The organism is Pseudomonas sp. AFG_SD02_1510_Pfu_092, from assembly GCF_003331055.1.
GTDB lineage: Bacteria > Pseudomonadota > Gammaproteobacteria > Pseudomonadales > Pseudomonadaceae > Aquipseudomonas.
The window spans coordinates 38,720-54,802 of sequence record NZ_PUQD01000002.1 but is presented as its reverse complement, the minus strand read 5'-3'; the positions used below and the strand labels follow the sequence as shown (position 1 = coordinate 54,802).

Below are 16,083 nucleotides of genomic sequence, written 5' to 3'. Positions count from 1 at the left end.
TCCCTGACGTCAGAAAAGTGGTACGGCCGTACATGGATGTCGCATTCGTATAACTTTTCGAGAAGTTGAACGTTTGCGCAGGCAAAATGATGGCTTTTTGCGGGATGTTGCGGGGCGGGATGGGTGTAGGAAGCACCTTTTTGGTGCGTAGGAAATGTCTGAAACCGCTTAATTTGAGCCTTCGCTATCCCTGTGGGAGCGCGCGCGCCCGCGAACACGGGCGCAGCCCGTGCCATCCAGCGCGTTGTCTTGTTCGCGGGCATGCCCGCTGCCACAGGTACGGCGTTTACGGCATCTGCACTTCGATCAGCCCGTCGGCATTCATGCTCACTTCGCTGGTACCGGCCTCGATATCCGGCGCCGGCGCGGCTTCGTCAGCGCCCATGGCCTTCATTGCCATCGGCGCACTGCGCAGGTACGGGCGTGGGTAACCGCTGCTGTTGAGGTTCAGGCTGACCACCTTGTAACCCTTGCCACCCAGTGCTTCGGTAGCCAGTTGCGCGCGCGCCTTGAAGGCATCTACCGCATCCTTGAGCAGGGCATCCTCGCTGGCCTTGCGCGTGGCCGGGGCAATGGAGAAGTCCATGCCGCCCATTTTCAGGTCCTGCAGCAGGTCGGCGGTCAGCTGCGACAGGGCCGGGAAGTTGGCGCTTTCCAGGCGCAGTTCGGCGCGCTCGCGCCAAGCGGTGATCTTCTGCCCCTTGCTGTCATACACCGGGTAGCTGTTGCGGCTGCCCTGGCTGATCTTCACATCCTTGACCTGGCGCGACTGCTGCACGGCCTTGTTCATGGCTTCGGTGATCTGTTGGGCAAGCTTGCCCGGGTCGCTGTTCTGCGCTTCGCTGTACAGGGTCACGACCATCAGGTCGCGCGCCACTTCCTTGCTGACTTCGGCGCGCAGCGATACCTGGTTGTAGCGCGGCTCATCGGCAGCCAGCGCCGGCAGGCTGGCAAGCAGGCCGCAGGACAGGATCAGGGCGGCGCCGCGAGGGGAAATGTGCATGGGGTACTCCTTGGCAATAAAAAGGCGTGGGCTCTGGCCATCCATGCCACGCATGGCCGATCAGACCGGCAACAGTGTAGTGGGTTCAAAAGTGCCATCATGAACCTGTGACAAAGTGTGGCGCTTTGCCGCATCGCTGCAGCAGGGCGCCCGGCTTCGGTATACTCCAGCCGATTTTTCTGGAGCACTCATCAGGAGAGCTCATGCTCGCCGCCGTACAACCGCTGTCCGCTACTCGCCAGAACCTCTGGCGCCTGACCGTCATCCGGGTTCTGGTCCTGGCTGCCCAGGCCGGCTCCGTGGGGGTCGCCTACTGGACCGAACTGCTGCCCTTGCCCTGGCTGTCGCTGGCCGGCACCTTGGCCTTGTCTTCGCTGCTGTGCGCCTTCACGGCTTTGCGCCTGCGCCTGTCGCTGCCGGTCACCGAGCTGGAATATGCCCTGCAACTGGCCTGTGACCTGCTGATCCACAGTGCCTTGCTGTACTACTCCGGTGGTTCGACCAACCCGTTCGTGTCCTATTACCTGGTGCCGCTGGCGATTGCGGCGGTGACCCTGCCGTGGCTGTATTCGCTGATCCTGTCCGGCATCGCACTGACGGCGTACAGCCTGCTGCTGGTGCAGTTCTACCCGCTCGAAGGCCTGCCGATGGCGCGGGACAAGATGCAGGTGTATGGCATGTGGCTGAGCATTGCCTTGGCCGCCGCAGTGATCACCTTCTTTGCTGCGCGCATGGCCGAGGAGCTGCGCCGCCAGGAGCAACTGCGTTCCGAGCGGCGTGAAGAAAGCCTGCGTGACGAACAGCTGTTGGCCGTGGCCACCCAGGCTGCTGGCGCCGCCCATGAGCTGGGCACACCGCTGGCGACCATGAGCGTGTTGCTTAACGAGATGCGCCAGGACCACGCCGACCCGCTGCTGCAGGAAGACCTGCAGATCCTTCAGGACCAGGTGAAACTGTGCAAAGAGACCTTGCAGCAGCTGGTACGGGCCGCCGAAGCCAACCGTCGCCTGGCGGTGATGGAGCAGGAGGTGACTGCCTGGCTGGACGAAGCGCTGAACCGCTGGCACCTGATGCGCCCGGAAGCCAGCTATCGCTTCCAGCGCCTGCGCGACGGCCAGGTGCCGCGCCTGACGCCGCCACCGGACCTGACCCAGGCGCTGCTGAACCTGTTGAACAATGCCGCCGATGCCTGCCCCGATGACCTGGAAGTGCGCCTGGACTGGGACACCCATGACATCGTCATCAGCATCCGCGACCATGGCCCCGGCGTGCCGCCGGCCATTGCCGAAGCGATCGGCAAACCTTTCATTACCACCAAGGGCAAAGGCTTCGGCCTGGGCCTGTTCTTGAGCAAGGCCAGCGTGACCCGTGCGGGCGGTTCGGTGAAACTCTATAGTCATGAACAGGGTGGCACCCTGACCGAACTGCGCCTGCCCTATGGCAAGCGAGGAGATGAATGATGAGCGAAGAAAACCAGGTCGAAAGCGAAGAGCTGCCGCACCTGCTGCTGGTGGATGACGACGCCACCTTCACCCGGGTCATGGCGCGCGCCATGAGCCGCCGCGGCTTCCGCGTGAGCACCGCCGGCTCTGCCGAGGAAGGGTTGATTTTGGCCCAGCAGGACCTGCCGGACTACGCCACGCTGGACCTGAAGATGGACGGCGACTCCGGGCTGGTGCTGCTGCCCAAGCTGCTGGAGCTTGACCCGGAAATGCGCGTGGTGATCCTGACCGGTTACTCGAGCATCGCCACGGCGGTGGAGGCGGTCAAGCGCGGCGCCTGCAACTACCTGTGCAAGCCGGCCGATGCCGATGATGTGCTGGCGGCGCTGCTCTCGGAGCACACCGACCTGGATACCCTGGTGCCGGAAAACCCGATGTCGGTCGACCGCCTGCAGTGGGAGCATATTCAGCGCGTGCTCAACGAGCACGAGGGCAATATCTCGGCCACCGCGCGGGCGCTGGGCATGCACCGGCGGACCTTGCAGCGCAAGCTGCAGAAGCGCCCGGTTCGGCGCTGATGCGGTACTTGCAGCGCCGGTCTCTTCGCGGGTAAACCCGCTCCCACAGGTATTGCGCAGGCCTCGAGACTTGCGCCGTACTTGTGGGAGTGGGTTCACCCGCGAAAGGGCCGTAACTGAGGGAAACTTCTCTTTATCACCCCGCGATCCCCGCAACTAACGGCTGTTGGCGTATCATTAGCCACCTAACGGCAACCTCCCGGGATCGCTAGCGCATGCTCGCCCTACTTATCCAGACGCTGAACATCACGGCACCGGTCTTCGCCATGCTGTTCATGGGCATGCTGCTCAAACGCATCCACCTGATCGACGACAATTTCAACCGCGTCGCCTCGCAGCTGGTGTTCAACGTGTGCATGCCGGCCCTGCTGTTCCTCGGCATCTACCACGCCGACCTTGGCGCGGCGGTCAAACCCGGCGTCCTGCTCTATTTCACCCTTGCCACCCTGGCCGGCTTCGCCATTGCCTGGGGCATGGCCATCTGGCGCAGCCCACTGGCGGACCGGGGCATTTATACCCAGGGCGCATTCCGCGGCAACAACGGCGTGATCGGCCTGGCCCTGGCTGCCAGCCTGTACGGCGATTATGGTATTTCCCTGGGGGCGGTGCTCGCCGGCCTGGTCATCCTCCTGTACAACTCGCTGTCGGCGGTGGTGCTGGCGGTGTACAGCCCGGACCTGAAGTCCGACCCCTGGAGCATCTGCAAGAACATCTTCAGCAACCCGCTGATCATCAGCGTGCTGGTGGCCACGCCCATGGCCTACGGCCAGGTGCCGCTGCCCAACTGGCTGCTGACTTCCGGCGATTACCTGGCGCAGATGACCTTGCCGCTGGCGCTGATCTGCATCGGCGGTACGCTGTCGCTGTCGGCGCTGCGTGACAGCGGCAGGCTGGCCATCGATGCCAGCCTGGTGAAGATGCTCTGGCTGCCGCTGCTCGGCACCCTTGGCGCCTGGTTGTGCGGCTTCCGCGGGGCCGAGCTGGGCATTCTGTTCCTGTACATCGGCAGCCCGACCGCAGCGGCCAGTTATGTCATGGCACGGGCGGCCAACGGCAACCACGAGCTGGCGGCGTCGATCATCGTGATCACCACGCTGATGGCGGCGATCACCACCAACATTGGTATTTTCATCTTGCAGTGGGGCGGATGGATCTAGATCCTTGACTGCAAATAACAGCAACAACACTGCCTCACTGAGCTAAAGGACACTTCATGCAAGACCAGAGCACGCCCGAGCTGTTACAGCGCGGGCTGAAGAATCGCCATATCCAGCTGATCGCGCTGGGCGGGGCCATCGGTACCGGGTTGTTCCTGGGCATCGCCCAGACCATCCAGCTGGCCGGCCCCTCCGTCCTGCTGGGCTATGCCATCGCCGGCCTGATGGCTTTCCTGATCATGCGCCAGCTTGGCGAAATGGTGGTGGAAGAGCCGGTCGCCGGCAGCTTCAGCCACTTCGCTCACCAGTACTGGAGCGAGTTCGCCGGTTTCGTCTCGGGCTGGAACTACTGGGTGGTGTACGTGCTGGTCGGCATGGCCGAGCTCACCGCAGTGGGCATCTACGTGCAGTACTGGTGGCCCGGCTTCCCTACCTGGGCCACGGCGGCGATCTTCTTCGTGGTGATTAACCTGATCAACCTGACCCAGGTGAAAGTCTACGGCGAGATGGAGTTCTGGTTCGCCCTGGTCAAGGTGGTGGCGATCGTCAGCATGATCGGCTTCGGTGCCTGGCTGCTGACCAGCGGCCATGGCGGCCCTGATGCCAGCGTGGCCAACCTGTGGCAGTACGGCGGCTTCTTCCCCAACGGTGTCAGCGGCCTGGTGATGGCGCTGGCAGTGATCATGTTCTCGTTCGGTGGCCTGGAGCTGGTGGGTATCACGGCCGCCGAGGCGGATAACCCGCGCCAGAGCATCCCCAAGGCCACCAACCAGGTGGTGTACCGCATCCTGATCTTCTACATCGGCGCCCTGGCAGTGCTGCTGTCGCTGTACCCGTGGCAGAAGGTGGTGCAGGGCGGCAGCCCGTTCGTGATGATCTTCCACGAGCTGGACAGCGACCTGGTGGCGACCATCCTCAACATCGTGGTGCTGACGGCGGCGCTGTCGGTGTACAACAGCTGCGTATACGCCAACAGCCGCATGCTGTTCGGCCTGGCCAGCCAGGGCGACGCACCGCGCCAGTTGCTCAAGGTAAGCCGCAGCGGCGTGCCGCTGACCGCGCTGGGCGTGTCGGCCTTTGCCACCGGGCTGTGTGTGCTGATCAACTACCTGATGCCGGGTGAGGCCTTCGGTTTGCTGATGGCCCTGGCGGTATCGGCGCTGGTGATCAACTGGGCCAGCATCAGCATCACCCATCTGAAGTTCCGCAAGGCCAAGCTGGCGGCCGGGATCACCCCGTTCTACAAGAGCTGGGGGCACCCGGTCAGCAACTACCTGTGCCTGGCGTTCATCGTGCTGATTCTGGTGGTGATGTACCTGACACCACCGATTCGCATCTCGGTGATGCTGATTCCGGCGTGGATTGCCGTGTTGTGGGTGGCTTTCAAGATGAAGAAGGCTCGCCAGGCCAGCTAGGCAAGGCAGGTTCGGCCTCTTCGCGGGCATGCCCGCCCCCACAGATACTGAAACCTGTGCAGTACCTGTGGGAGCTGGCTTGCCGGCGATAGGGCCAGTAGCCTTCAGCCTTGATAACTGTCGATCACTTCCTGAGCCGCCCTGAAAGCATCGATCGCCGCCGGCACCCCCGCATACACGGCGCAATGCAGCAGCGCCTCGCGAATCTCCGCCACCGTGCAGCCATTGTTCAATGCCCCGCGCACATGCCCCTTGAGCTCCTGCGGGCACTTGAGTGCGGTCAGTGTGGCCAGGGTAATCAGGCTGCGGGTTTTCAGCGGCAGGCCGTCGCGGGCCCACACGCTACCCCAGGCATGTTCGTTGACGAAGTCTTGCAGCGGCTGGGTAAAGTCGGTGGCATTGCCCAGCGCGCGATCGACGAACGCGTCGCCCATCACCTGGCGGCGAATCTGCTCGCCGGTCTTGTTGTTGTCAGCCATGTGGTTTCCTCAGTGTTGGCGGCGCCAGGCACGCACGGTGGTGTACAGCAATACCATGGCCAGCACCGGCAGAACGTAGAACAGCATCAACCGCTCCAGGCGCCCGGCCAGCGGCATGCCCATGGTAAACGCGGCCACGTGCAGCCCGTAGGCCAGGTACAGGCAGAGGAACACCAGGCCTTCGGCGCGGGTGATGCGGTAGCCGGAATAGAACACCGGCAGGCTCAGCGCGGCAACACCGAGCATCACCGGCAGGTCGAAGGCCAGGGCGTTGGGCGAGATCGACAGCGGTTCGGGGGTAACCAGTGCGGTCAGGCCCAGCACGGCCAGCAGGTTGAACAGGTTGCTGCCGATGACCGTGCCCACGGCGATCTCCCGTTCCCCGCGCAGGGCGGCGATCAGCGCGGCGGCCAGTTCCGGCAGCGAGGTACAGATGGCGACCACGGTCAGGCCGATGATGCGCTCGGACAGGCCCAGGTCGGTCGCCACCTCTACGGCGGCCTCCAGCAGCAGGTGGCCTGCCAGGCTGAGCAGGCCGAGGCCGGCCAGTACCTGCAGCAGCGTGCCCGACCAGAAGCGCCCGGCTGCGCCGGTGACAGTGGTCGGTGCAGGGTAGGTGCGCGCGTAGTGGCGCGACTGGTGCCAGAGTATCGCCAGGTACCCGGCCAGGCCGAGCAGCAGCAACACACCTTCGACCCGGCCAAGGTGGCCGTTGGCGGACAATGCGTAGACCAGGCCGCTGGCGATGATCATCAGTGGAATGTCCAGGCGTACCAGCTGCCGTGACACGCGCAGCGGGATGATCAGCGCGGCCAGGCCGAGGATGACCAGCACGTTGAAGATATTGCTGCCGATGAGGCTGCCCACTGCCACATCCGGCGCGCCCTGGTAGGCCGCCTGCAGGCTCACGGTCATCTGCGGGGCGGTGCTGCCGAACGCCACCAGGCTCAGGCCGATGATCAGCGGGCGGACATGAAGGCGCTGGGCCAGGCGCAAGGCGGCGCGCACCAGCAGTTCGGCACCGCCGACCAGCAAAAGCAGGGCGATGCCCAGTTGCAGGAGGCTGAAGGTGGGAAGGGTGGCGAGGTCGAAAATGGTCGGACTCCTGTCGCGTCAGTCGCTAAGCCCTTGTACCCGCACGCGCGCGGTTCCGCTACGGATCATGCCGATTTTTTCTGCGGCGGCACGTGACAGATCGATCAGGCGGCCGCGGGTATGCGGGCCGCGGTCGTTGATGCGTACCACCACGCTGCGCTGGTTGGCCAGGTTGGTCACCCGAACCCGGGTGCCGAAGGGCAGGCTGCGGTGGGCGGCGGTGAGGCCGTGCTGGTTGAACGGTTCGCCGCTGGCGGTGCGTTTGCCGTGGTGGCGAGCGCCGTAATAGGAAGCAGTGCCGGTCTTGTCGTAGCCGTCGGGGTCGACGTCGACGTCGATGTCCTGGCTGGCGCAGCCGGCCAGCAGGGTGAAGAGGGCGAGGGTGCTAAGGGATCGCTTTAACAACTCAGATGCTCCGATATGGCCCATTCGCGGCTAAAGCCGCTCCCACAGGCACATCACCGCTTTCGAGAGCAGCGCTGTACCTGTGGGAGCGGCTTCAGCCGCGAACGAGGGCGAAGCCCTCGCAGGACTACAGGGAAAAAACAATCACCCTTCGAGCTTGGCTTTGAGCAATTGGTTCACCTGCCCCGGGTTGGCCTTGCCTTTGGAGGCTTTCATCGCCTGGCCGACGAAGAAGCCGAACATCTTGCCGCGCTTGGCCTCGTCGGCGGCGCGGTACTGTTCGACCTGGTCAGCGTTGGCCGCCAGCACTTCGTCGAGCATCTTGTCGATCGCACCGGTATCGGTGACCTGTTTCAGGCCTTTGCTCTCGATGATGCTGTCGGCGTCGCCCTCACCGGCGGCCATCGCCTCGAACACGGTCTTGGCGATCTTGCCGCTGATGGTGTTGTCGCGAATGCGCAGCAGCATGCCGCCGAGTTGCGCGGCGCTGACCGGTGCCTGGTCGATCTCGATGCCCAGCTTGTTCAGCAGGCTGCCCAGTTCGACCATGACCCAGTTGGCGGCCAGCTTGGCATCGCCACCGATGTTCACCACTTCCTCGAAATAGTCTGCCTGTTCGCGGCTGGATGCCAACACGTTGGCATCGTAGGCCGACAGGCCGTACTGGTTCTGGAAGCGCTCGACCTTTTGCGTCGGCAGCTCTGGCAGGCCGGCGCGAACGGTTTCGAGGAAGCTGTCCTCGATCACCACCGGCAGCAGGTCCGGGTCGGGGAAGTAACGGTAGTCGTTGGCTTCCTCCTTGCTGCGCATGGAGCGGGTCTCGTCCTTGTTCGGGTCGTACAGGCGGGTTTCCTGGACCACCTTGCCGCCATCTTCGATCAGGTCGATCTGGCGCTGGATTTCGCTGTTGATCGCGCGCTCGATGAAGCGGAACGAGTTGACGTTCTTGATCTCGCAGCGAGTGCCGAATTCGGCCTGGCCTTTCGGGCGGATCGACACGTTGCAGTCGCACCGCAGCGAGCCTTCGGCCATGTTGCCGTCACAGATGCCCAGGTAGCGCACCAGCGCATGGATCGCCTTGACGTAGGCCACGGCCTCCTTGGCGCTGCGCATGTCAGGCTCGGAAACGATTTCCAGCAGCGGGGTACCGGCACGGTTCAGGTCGATACCGGTGGAGCCGCTGAAGTCTTCGTGCAGGCTCTTGCCGGCGTCTTCTTCCAGGTGCGCGCGGGTGACCCCGATGCGCTTGATGGTGCCGTCTTCCAGGGCGATGTCCAGGTGGCCCTTGCCGACGATCGGCAGGTCCATCTGGCTGATCTGGTAGCCCTTGGGCAGGTCCGGGTAGAAGTAGTTCTTGCGCGCGAACACGTTGCGCTTGCCGATCTCGGCATCGATCGCCAGGCCGAACATGCAGGCCATGCGCACGGCTTCCTGGTTCAGTACCGGCAGTACGCCGGGCATGCCCAGGTCAACCAGGCTGGCCTGGGTGTTCGGTTCGGAACCGAAGGTGGTGGCGCTGCCGGAGAAGATCTTCGACTGGGTGGCGAGCTGAGTGTGGATTTCCAGCCCGATCACAACTTCCCATTGCATGTGTGAACTCCTCAGAAGCCGTTGGGGGCGCGGGTGTGCCAGTCGGTCACTTGCTGGTAGCGGTGCGCGACATTGAGCAGGCGGCCTTCCTGGAAGTACGGCGCCAGCAGTTGCACGCCGACCGGCAAGCCGTCGACGAAGCCGGCTGGCATCGACAGGCCGGGCAGGCCGGCCAGGTTGGCGGTGATGGTGTAGACGTCTTCCAGGTAGGCGGCGACCGGGTCGCTGCTCTTGGCGCCGAGTTTCCAGGCCGGGTTGGGCGTGGTCGGGCCGAGGATCAGGTCGACGTCATTGAAGGCGGCCATGAAGTCGTTCTTGATCAGGCGGCGGATCTGCTGCGCCTTCACGTAGTAGGCGTCGTAATAACCGGCCGACAGGGCGTAGGTGCCGACCATGATGCGGCGCTGCACCTCGAGGCCGAAGCCTTCGCCACGGGAGCGCTTGTACAGGTCGGTGAGGTCCTTGGGGTTCTCGCAGCGGTAGCCGAAGCGTACGCCGTCGAAACGCGACAGGTTGGACGAGGCTTCGGCCGGGGCGATCACGTAGTAGGCCGGGATGGCATGCTGCATGTTCGGCAGGCTGATTTCCTTGACCACCGCGCCGAGCTTTTCCAGCTCCTTGACGCTGGCCTGGACCCGTTCGGCGATACGCGGGTCGAGGCCGGCACCGAAGTACTCTTTCGGCAGGCCGATGCGCAGGCCCTGCAGCGACGCGTTGAGGTTGGCGCTGTAGTCCGGCACCGGCTCGTCGATGCTGGTGGAGTCCTTGGCATCGAAACCGGCCATGCCTTGCAGCAGCAGGGCGCAGTCTTCGGCGGTGCGGGCCAGCGGGCCACCCTGATCGAGGCTGGAGGCGTAGGCGATCATGCCCCAGCGCGACACGCGGCCGTAGGTCGGCTTGAGGCCGGTGAGGTTGGTCAGTGCCGCCGGCTGGCGGATCGAGCCGCCGGTGTCGGTGCCGGTGGAAGCTGGCAGCAGGCGCGCAGCCACGGCCGCAGCTGAACCACCCGACGAACCGCCGGGGACGTGCTCGAGGTTCCACGGGTTCTTCACCGCGCCGTAGTGGCTGGATTCGTTGGCCGAACCCATGGCGAATTCGTCCATGTTGGTCTTGCCCAGGGTGACCATGCCGGCTGCGGCCAGCCTGGCAACCACGGTGGCGTCGTAGGGCGCCTTGAAGTTGTCGAGCATCTTCGAGCCGCAGCTGGTGCGCACGCCGTTGGTGCAGAACAGGTCCTTGTGGGCAATCGGCGCACCCAGCAGCGCGCCGCTTTCGCCGGCGGCGCGACGGGCGTCGGCGGCACGTGCCTGGCCCAGGGCCAGGTCTTCGGTGACGCTGATGAAGCTGTTGATCTGTGGGTCGAGCTGCTTGATGCGCGCCAGCAGGGCGCCGGTCAGCTCTTCGGAAGAAAACGACTTGTCGGCGAGTCCGCGGGCGATCTCGGCCAGGGTCAATTGATGCATGGCAGGCTCTATCCCTTACTCGATGACTTTGGGAACCAGGTACAGACCGCTTTCGGTCGAAGGCGCGATGGCCTGGTAGGTGTCGCGCTGGTTGCTTTCGGTGACCTGGTCAGGACGCAGGCGCTGGCTGGCCTCCAGCGGGTGTGCCAGGGGCTCGATGCCAGTGGTATCGACCGCTTGCATCTGGTCGACCAGGCCGAGAATGCTGTTCAGGGCGTCGGTAATGCGTGGCAGTTCGCCATCATTCAGCCCCAGACGGGCCAGATGGGCGATCTTTTCCACGTCGCAGCGTTCAAGCGCCATGAGGATCTCCAAGGGAAACAAAGAACGGAATTGAGGTCCGCAGTGAGGAACATGTCAGCTTTCTGACGGTCTAACGGCCGCGAAATTCTGCTGGCGTGCTCGGAAAAACAGCCAATTTAACATATTGGCTCCTTGCCCAAAATCCCTGCCATTGTTAGAGTTTGCCGCACTTTTTTACCCACGCTTTCCCCAGGGTCACTTTCCCATGTTCAAGAAACTGCGTGGCATGTTTTCCAGCGATCTCTCCATCGACCTGGGTACTGCCAACACCCTTATTTACGTGCGTGAGCGCGGTATCGTCCTGAATGAGCCCTCGGTTGTTGCCATCCGTACCCATGGCAACCAGAAAAGCGTCGTCGCCGTCGGTACCGAAGCCAAGCGCATGCTGGGCCGTACGCCTGGCAACATTGCTGCCATTCGTCCGATGAAGGACGGCGTGATCGCCGACTTCAGCGTCTGCGAAAAAATGTTGCAATATTTTATCAACAAGGTTCACGAGAACAGCTTCCTGCAGCCGAGCCCGCGTGTGCTGATCTGCGTGCCGTGCAAGTCGACCCAGGTCGAGCGCCGCGCCATTCGCGAGTCGGCCCTGGGCGCCGGTGCCCGTGAAGTGTTCCTGATCGAAGAACCCATGGCCGCCGCCATCGGTGCCGGCCTGCCGGTCGAAGAAGCGCGCGGTTCGATGGTGGTCGATATCGGTGGCGGTACCACCGAAATCGCCCTGATCTCGCTGAACGGCGTGGTCTATGCCGAATCCGTCCGCGTTGGCGGCGACCGCTTCGACGAAGCCATCGTCACCTACGTGCGCCGCAACTACGGCAGCCTGATCGGCGAATCCACCGCCGAGCGCATCAAGCAGGAAATCGGCACCGCCTACCCGGGCGGCGAAGTCCGCGAAGTCGATGTCCGCGGCCGCAACCTGGCCGAGGGCGTACCGCGTGCCTTCACCCTGAATTCGAACGAAGTGCTCGAAGCGCTGCAGGAGTCCCTGGCGACCATCGTCCAGGCGGTCAAGAGCGCCCTGGAGCAATCGCCGCCCGAACTGGCCTCGGACATCGCCGAGCGTGGCCTGGTGCTGACCGGCGGTGGCGCGCTGCTGCGTGACCTGGACAAGCTGCTGGCCCAGGAAACCGGCCTGCCGGTAATCGTCGCCGAGGACCCGCTGACCTGTGTCGCCCGTGGCGGTGGTCGTGCCCTCGAGATGATGGACAAGCACGCGATGGACCTGCTCTCCAGCGAGTGATCCCACCCGCTGTCAATGAGCGCCCGGTTTACAGGTGGTACGCACAGTGCTACCTGTATGTGCTGGGCTGGCGCCCGTCGAGGGCGCCGTATCCGTCAACCCGCAACCAGGCTGGTGCGTTGTCCCATGTCCAATGACCTCCTGAGTCGTCCACGAGGAACGGCCCATTAAACCGCTTTTCTCCAAGGGCCCTTCGCTGGGCGTTCGCCTGCTCGTCCTGGTGGTGATGTCGGTCGCGTTGATGGTGGTCGACGCGCGTTTCGACGTGCTCAAGCCAGTGCGCAGCCAGATGGGCCTGGTACTCATGGAGTCGTACTGGATCACCGACCTGCCGCAGCGTGTATGGCAAGGTGTGGCCGGCCAGTTCGGCAGCCGCACCGAACTGATCGCGGAAAACGAAAAGCTCAAGACCGAAGCCCTGCTGCTGCAGGGGCGCCTGCAGAAACTGGCGGCCCTGACCGAGCAGAACGTGCGCCTGCGCGAGCTGCTCAACTCGTCGGCGCTGGTCAACGAAAAGGTCGAGGTGGCCGAGCTGATCGGTGTCGACCCCAACCCGTTCACCCACCGCATCCTGATCAACAAGGGCGAGCGTGATGGCGTATTCCTTGGCCAGCCGGTGCTCGACGCCCGTGGCCTGATGGGCCAGGTGGTCGAGTTGATGCCCTACACCTCGCGGGTGTTGCTGCTGACCGATACCACCCATAGCATCCCGGTGCAGGTCAACCGCAACGGCCTGCGCGCCATCGCCAGCGGCACCGGCAACCCGGAGCGCCTGGAGCTGCGCCACGTGGCCGATACCGCCGACATCAAGCAAGGCGACCTGCTGGTCAGCTCCGGCATGGGTCAGCGTTTCCCGGCGGGCTACCCGGTGGCCACGGTCAACGAAGTGATCCACGATTCCGGCCAGCCGTTCGCCATCGTGCGCGCCATCCCCACTGCTGCGCTCAACCGCAGCCGCTACATGCTGCTGGTGTTCAGCGACCGGCGTAGCCCCGAGCAGCGCGCCACCGAAGCCGCCATCGCCCAGGAAGAAGCTGACCGCAAGGGCACCGCGGCCCCGGGCCAGGCGACCGCTACGGGCGAACAGGGTGCAGCTGGCGCGCCGGCCACGCCCGCAGCCCCTGCTGCGCAGTCTGCCGCCCCGGCGGCTTCACCAGCCACGCCGGCCGCAGCGCCTGCCGCGCCCGTTACCCCCCGGAGGCAATGATGGCAGTCTCGCGCCGCAACCACGGCTGGGTCATCTGGCTGACGTTCGCCATCGGCCTGCTGCTCAGCGTTTCGCCGATGCCGCAGTTCATGGAAGTGTTCCGGCCCATGTGGCTGGCCTTGCTGGTGTCGTTCTGGACCCTCGCCGTGCCGAACAAGGTCGGTATGACCACCGCCTTCGTGCTGGGCCTGGCCGAGGATGTGCTGTATGGCACCCTGCTCGGGCAGAACGCGCTGATCCTCACGCTCATCACCTTCCTGGTGCTGTCGCTGCAGCAGCGCCTGCGCATGTTCCCCATGTGGCAACAGAGCTTGGTCATCCTGGTGATCTTCGGCATCGCCCAGCTGATCCAGCTGTGGCTCAGCGCGCTGACCGGCAACCGCCTGCCCACCCTGGCGCTGGTCTGGTCGGCGGTCATCAGTGCCTTGCTCTGGCCGTGGATCAGCTTTGCCCTGCGCGATCTGCGCCGACGCTTGCACATCAACTGACGGCGCCGTCACCACTGACAGGGAGATGTCCGCATGAACCCGCTTTACCTGGCCTCCGGCTCGCCCCGTCGTCGTGAACTGCTGACCCAGATCGGTGTGCCGTTCAGCGTCGTCAGCGCCCCCATCGATGAAACCCCGCTGGCCGAGGAAGGTGTTGCGGCCTACGCCGTGCGCCTGGCACGTGCCAAGGCCGAGGCAGGTCTGGCCCGGTTGCCGGGGCCCGGCGTGGTCCTGGCGGCAGACACGGTGGTAGCGGTGAACGGCCAGATTCTCGGTAAACCGCGTGACCGCGAACATGCCCTGGCCATGCTCGCCGAATTGTCCGATAACCAGCATCAGGTGCTCACCGCAGTGGCGGTGACCGATGGCACGCGCTGCCTCGATGTCTGCGTCGGCACCGATGTGCATTTTCGCCCTGTCAGCCCGCAGGAGGCTGAGCGCTACTGGGCGACCGGCGAGCCGCTGGACAAGGCGGGCGGCTATGCCATCCAGGGCTTGGGTGCGGTTTTCGTCAGGGCGCTGAGCGGCAGTTATTCGGCGGTCGTCGGCCTGCCACTGTTCGAGACCGCCCGTTTGCTGGAGGCGTTTTCCATTCCCTGCTGGCAGCAACACGAGGTATCAGCACCGCGCTAGCCAGCGACCCGATCGCGATCCATCATTACCGAATACCTTTGACGAGAGCGTGCCATGAGTGAAGAGATCCTGATCAACATCACCCCGATGGAGTCACGCGTGGCGGTGGTGGAAAACGGGGTACTGCAGGAAGTGCACGTCGAGCGTACCCAGCGCCGGGGCATCGTCGGCAATATCTACAAAGGCAAGGTGGTGCGCGTGCTGCCGGGCATGCAGGCGGCCTTCGTCGACATCGGTCTGGAGCGCGCGGCCTTCATCCATGCCTCGGAAATATCCCAGCGCGAAGGCTCGGCGGTGGAAAACATCACCGCCCTGGTGCACGAAGGCCAGGCGCTGGTGGTGCAGGTGACCAAGGACCCGATCGGTACCAAAGGCGCGCGCCTGACCACCCAGCTGTCAATTCCCTCGCGCTACCTGGTGTACATGCCGCGCAGTAGCCATGTCGGCATTTCCCTGAAGATCGAAGACGAAGCCGAGCGCGAGCGCCTCAAGCAGGTGGTCAGCGACTGCATGGACAGCGAAAACATCAAGGATGCCGGTGGTTTCATCCTGCGCACTGCCGCCGAGGGCGCGCGTGCGGAGGAGATCCTGCAGGACATCCGCTACCTGCGCCGCCTGTGGGAGCAGATCGGCACCCAGATCAACACCTGCGGCGCGCCCATGGTCATCTACGAAGACCTGGGCCTGGCGCTGCGTACGCTGCGCGACCTGGTCAACCCGAAGATCGAGAAAATCCGCATCGACTCGCGGGAAACCTTCCAGAAGACCACGCAGTTCGTTGGCGAGCTGATGCCGGAAATTGCCGACCGCCTCGAGCACTACCCGGGCGAGCGGCCGATCTTCGACCTGTACGGCGTCGAGGACGAGATCCAGCGCGCGCTGGAGCGCAAGGTGCCGCTGAAGTCCGGCGGCTACCTGGTGGTCGACCCGGCCGAAGCGATGACCACCATCGATGTGAACACCGGGGCTTTCGTCGGCCACCGCAACCTTGAAGAGACCATCTTCAAGACCAACCTCGAAGCTGCCACTGCCATCGCCCGGCAGCTGCGCCTGCGCAACATTGGCGGCATCATCATCATCGACTTCATCGACATGGAAGATGAAGAACACCAGCGCCAGGTGCTGCGCACCCTGGAGAAACAGCTGGAGCGCGATCATGCCAAGACCAACATCATCGGCATCACCGAACTGGGCCTGGTGCAGATGACCCGCAAGCGCACCCGCGAAAGCCTGGAGCAGGTGCTGTGCGAACCCTGCCTGGCCTGCCAGGGCCGTGGCAAGCTGAAAACCCCCGAGACCATTTGTTACGAAATCTTCCGCGAGATCCTGCGCGAGGCCCGTGCCTACCAGGCCGAAGGCTACCGCGTGCTGGCCAACCAGAAGGTGGTCGACCGGCTGCTGGATGAAGAGTCCGGTAACGTCGCGGAACTGGAGGCTTTCATCGGCCGAACCATTCGTTTTCAGGTGGAGTCGATGTATTCCCAGGAACAATACGATGTGGTGCTGCTCTGAGGCCTTCTGATACACGCTGCGGGTGGACCGGGCTGGCACGCCCGGCACGCGCTGTCGTCATGGATAAACG

16 protein-coding genes are annotated in these 16,083 nt (G+C 64.1%); 9 read left to right on the top strand and 7 right to left on the bottom strand.

Features of this window, described 5'->3' with window-relative positions:
• Positions 1-286 precede the first annotated feature (286 nt).
• Positions 287-1,003, bottom strand: coding sequence for an SIMPL domain-containing protein (locus tag C6A77_RS01510; RefSeq protein WP_114167721.1), 717 nt, complete (start codon positions 1,001-1,003; stop codon positions 287-289).
• Positions 1,004-1,206: 203 nt separating this feature from the next.
• Between C6A77_RS01510 and C6A77_RS01505 the strand changes: the two genes are divergently transcribed.
• From C6A77_RS01505 to C6A77_RS01490, 4 genes are all read left to right on the top strand, one after another.
• Entirely contained in the window at positions 1,207-2,463 is a 1,257-nt protein-coding gene (locus tag C6A77_RS01505) for an ATP-binding protein (protein WP_114167720.1), read from the top strand.
• Positions 2,463-3,023 (top strand): response regulator transcription factor, encoded by a 561-nt coding sequence (locus C6A77_RS01500; protein WP_056795893.1) that lies wholly within the window; start codon positions 2,463-2,465, stop codon positions 3,021-3,023. The genes C6A77_RS01505 and C6A77_RS01500 overlap by 1 nt, the downstream gene beginning before the upstream one ends.
• Before the next feature lie 215 nt (positions 3,024-3,238).
• Positions 3,239-4,180 (top strand): AEC family transporter, encoded by a 942-nt coding sequence (locus tag C6A77_RS01495; RefSeq protein WP_114167719.1) that lies wholly within the window; start codon positions 3,239-3,241, stop codon positions 4,178-4,180.
• A gap of 56 nt (positions 4,181-4,236) precedes the next feature.
• Positions 4,237-5,595: an amino acid permease gene (locus C6A77_RS01490; protein WP_114167718.1), complete on the top strand. Its 1,359-nt coding sequence runs from the start codon at positions 4,237-4,239 to the stop codon at positions 5,593-5,595.
• A 104-nt stretch (positions 5,596-5,699) separates the two neighbouring features.
• Here C6A77_RS01490 and C6A77_RS01485 read toward each other — a convergent pair whose 3' ends face one another.
• From C6A77_RS01485 to gatC, 6 genes are all read right to left on the bottom strand, one after another.
• The gene (locus tag C6A77_RS01485) at positions 5,700-6,074 is read right to left on the bottom strand and encodes a carboxymuconolactone decarboxylase family protein (RefSeq protein WP_114167717.1); all 375 of its coding nucleotides are present in this window, start codon (positions 6,072-6,074) and stop codon (positions 5,700-5,702) included.
• Between the two features lie 9 nt (positions 6,075-6,083).
• Positions 6,084-7,127 (bottom strand): calcium/sodium antiporter, encoded by a 1,044-nt coding sequence (locus tag C6A77_RS01480; RefSeq protein ID WP_114167716.1) that lies wholly within the window; start codon positions 7,125-7,127, stop codon positions 6,084-6,086.
• Between the two features lie 60 nt (positions 7,128-7,187).
• Positions 7,188-7,574 carry a septal ring lytic transglycosylase RlpA family protein gene (locus C6A77_RS01475; RefSeq protein WP_178082366.1) on the bottom strand — a complete coding sequence of 129 codons (387 nt, stop codon included), beginning with the start codon at positions 7,572-7,574 and terminating at the stop codon, positions 7,188-7,190.
• Positions 7,575-7,718: 144 nt separating this feature from the next.
• Positions 7,719-9,164, bottom strand: a complete 1,446-nt coding sequence (gatB, locus tag C6A77_RS01470) for an Asp-tRNA(Asn)/Glu-tRNA(Gln) amidotransferase subunit GatB (protein WP_114167714.1) — start codon at positions 9,162-9,164, stop codon at positions 7,719-7,721.
• 11 nt (positions 9,165-9,175) lie between these two features.
• Entirely contained in the window at positions 9,176-10,627 is a 1,452-nt protein-coding gene (gatA, locus tag C6A77_RS01465; protein WP_114167713.1) for an Asp-tRNA(Asn)/Glu-tRNA(Gln) amidotransferase subunit GatA, read from the bottom strand.
• A gap of 15 nt (positions 10,628-10,642) precedes the next feature.
• Positions 10,643-10,930 (bottom strand): Asp-tRNA(Asn)/Glu-tRNA(Gln) amidotransferase subunit GatC, encoded by a 288-nt coding sequence (gene gatC / locus C6A77_RS01460; protein ID WP_056795914.1) that lies wholly within the window; start codon positions 10,928-10,930, stop codon positions 10,643-10,645.
• 205 nt (positions 10,931-11,135) lie between these two features.
• Here gatC and mreB point away from each other — a divergent pair, with 205 nt between their 5' ends.
• The 5 genes from mreB (at position 11,136) to rng (ending at position 16,013) form a co-directional block, all read left to right on the top strand.
• A complete protein-coding gene (mreB, locus tag C6A77_RS01455; protein WP_003255163.1) occupies positions 11,136-12,173 on the top strand; it encodes a rod shape-determining protein MreB in 1,038 nt (345 codons plus the stop codon).
• 166 nt (positions 12,174-12,339) lie between these two features.
• On the top strand, positions 12,340-13,380 hold the full coding sequence (mreC, locus tag C6A77_RS01450; protein WP_114167712.1) for a rod shape-determining protein MreC: 1,041 nt from the start codon (positions 12,340-12,342) through the stop codon (positions 13,378-13,380).
• The gene (gene mreD, locus C6A77_RS01445) at positions 13,380-13,868 is read left to right on the top strand and encodes a rod shape-determining protein MreD (RefSeq protein WP_114167711.1); all 489 of its coding nucleotides are present in this window, start codon (positions 13,380-13,382) and stop codon (positions 13,866-13,868) included. The genes mreC and mreD overlap by 1 nt, the downstream gene beginning before the upstream one ends.
• 33 nt (positions 13,869-13,901) lie before the next feature.
• Entirely contained in the window at positions 13,902-14,501 is a 600-nt protein-coding gene (locus C6A77_RS01440) for a Maf family protein (RefSeq protein ID WP_114167710.1), read from the top strand.
• 54 nt (positions 14,502-14,555) lie between these two features.
• Positions 14,556-16,013 carry a ribonuclease G gene (rng, locus tag C6A77_RS01435; protein WP_114167709.1) on the top strand — a complete coding sequence of 486 codons (1,458 nt, stop codon included), beginning with the start codon at positions 14,556-14,558 and terminating at the stop codon, positions 16,011-16,013.
• The last annotated feature ends 70 nt before the right edge of the window (positions 16,014-16,083 follow it).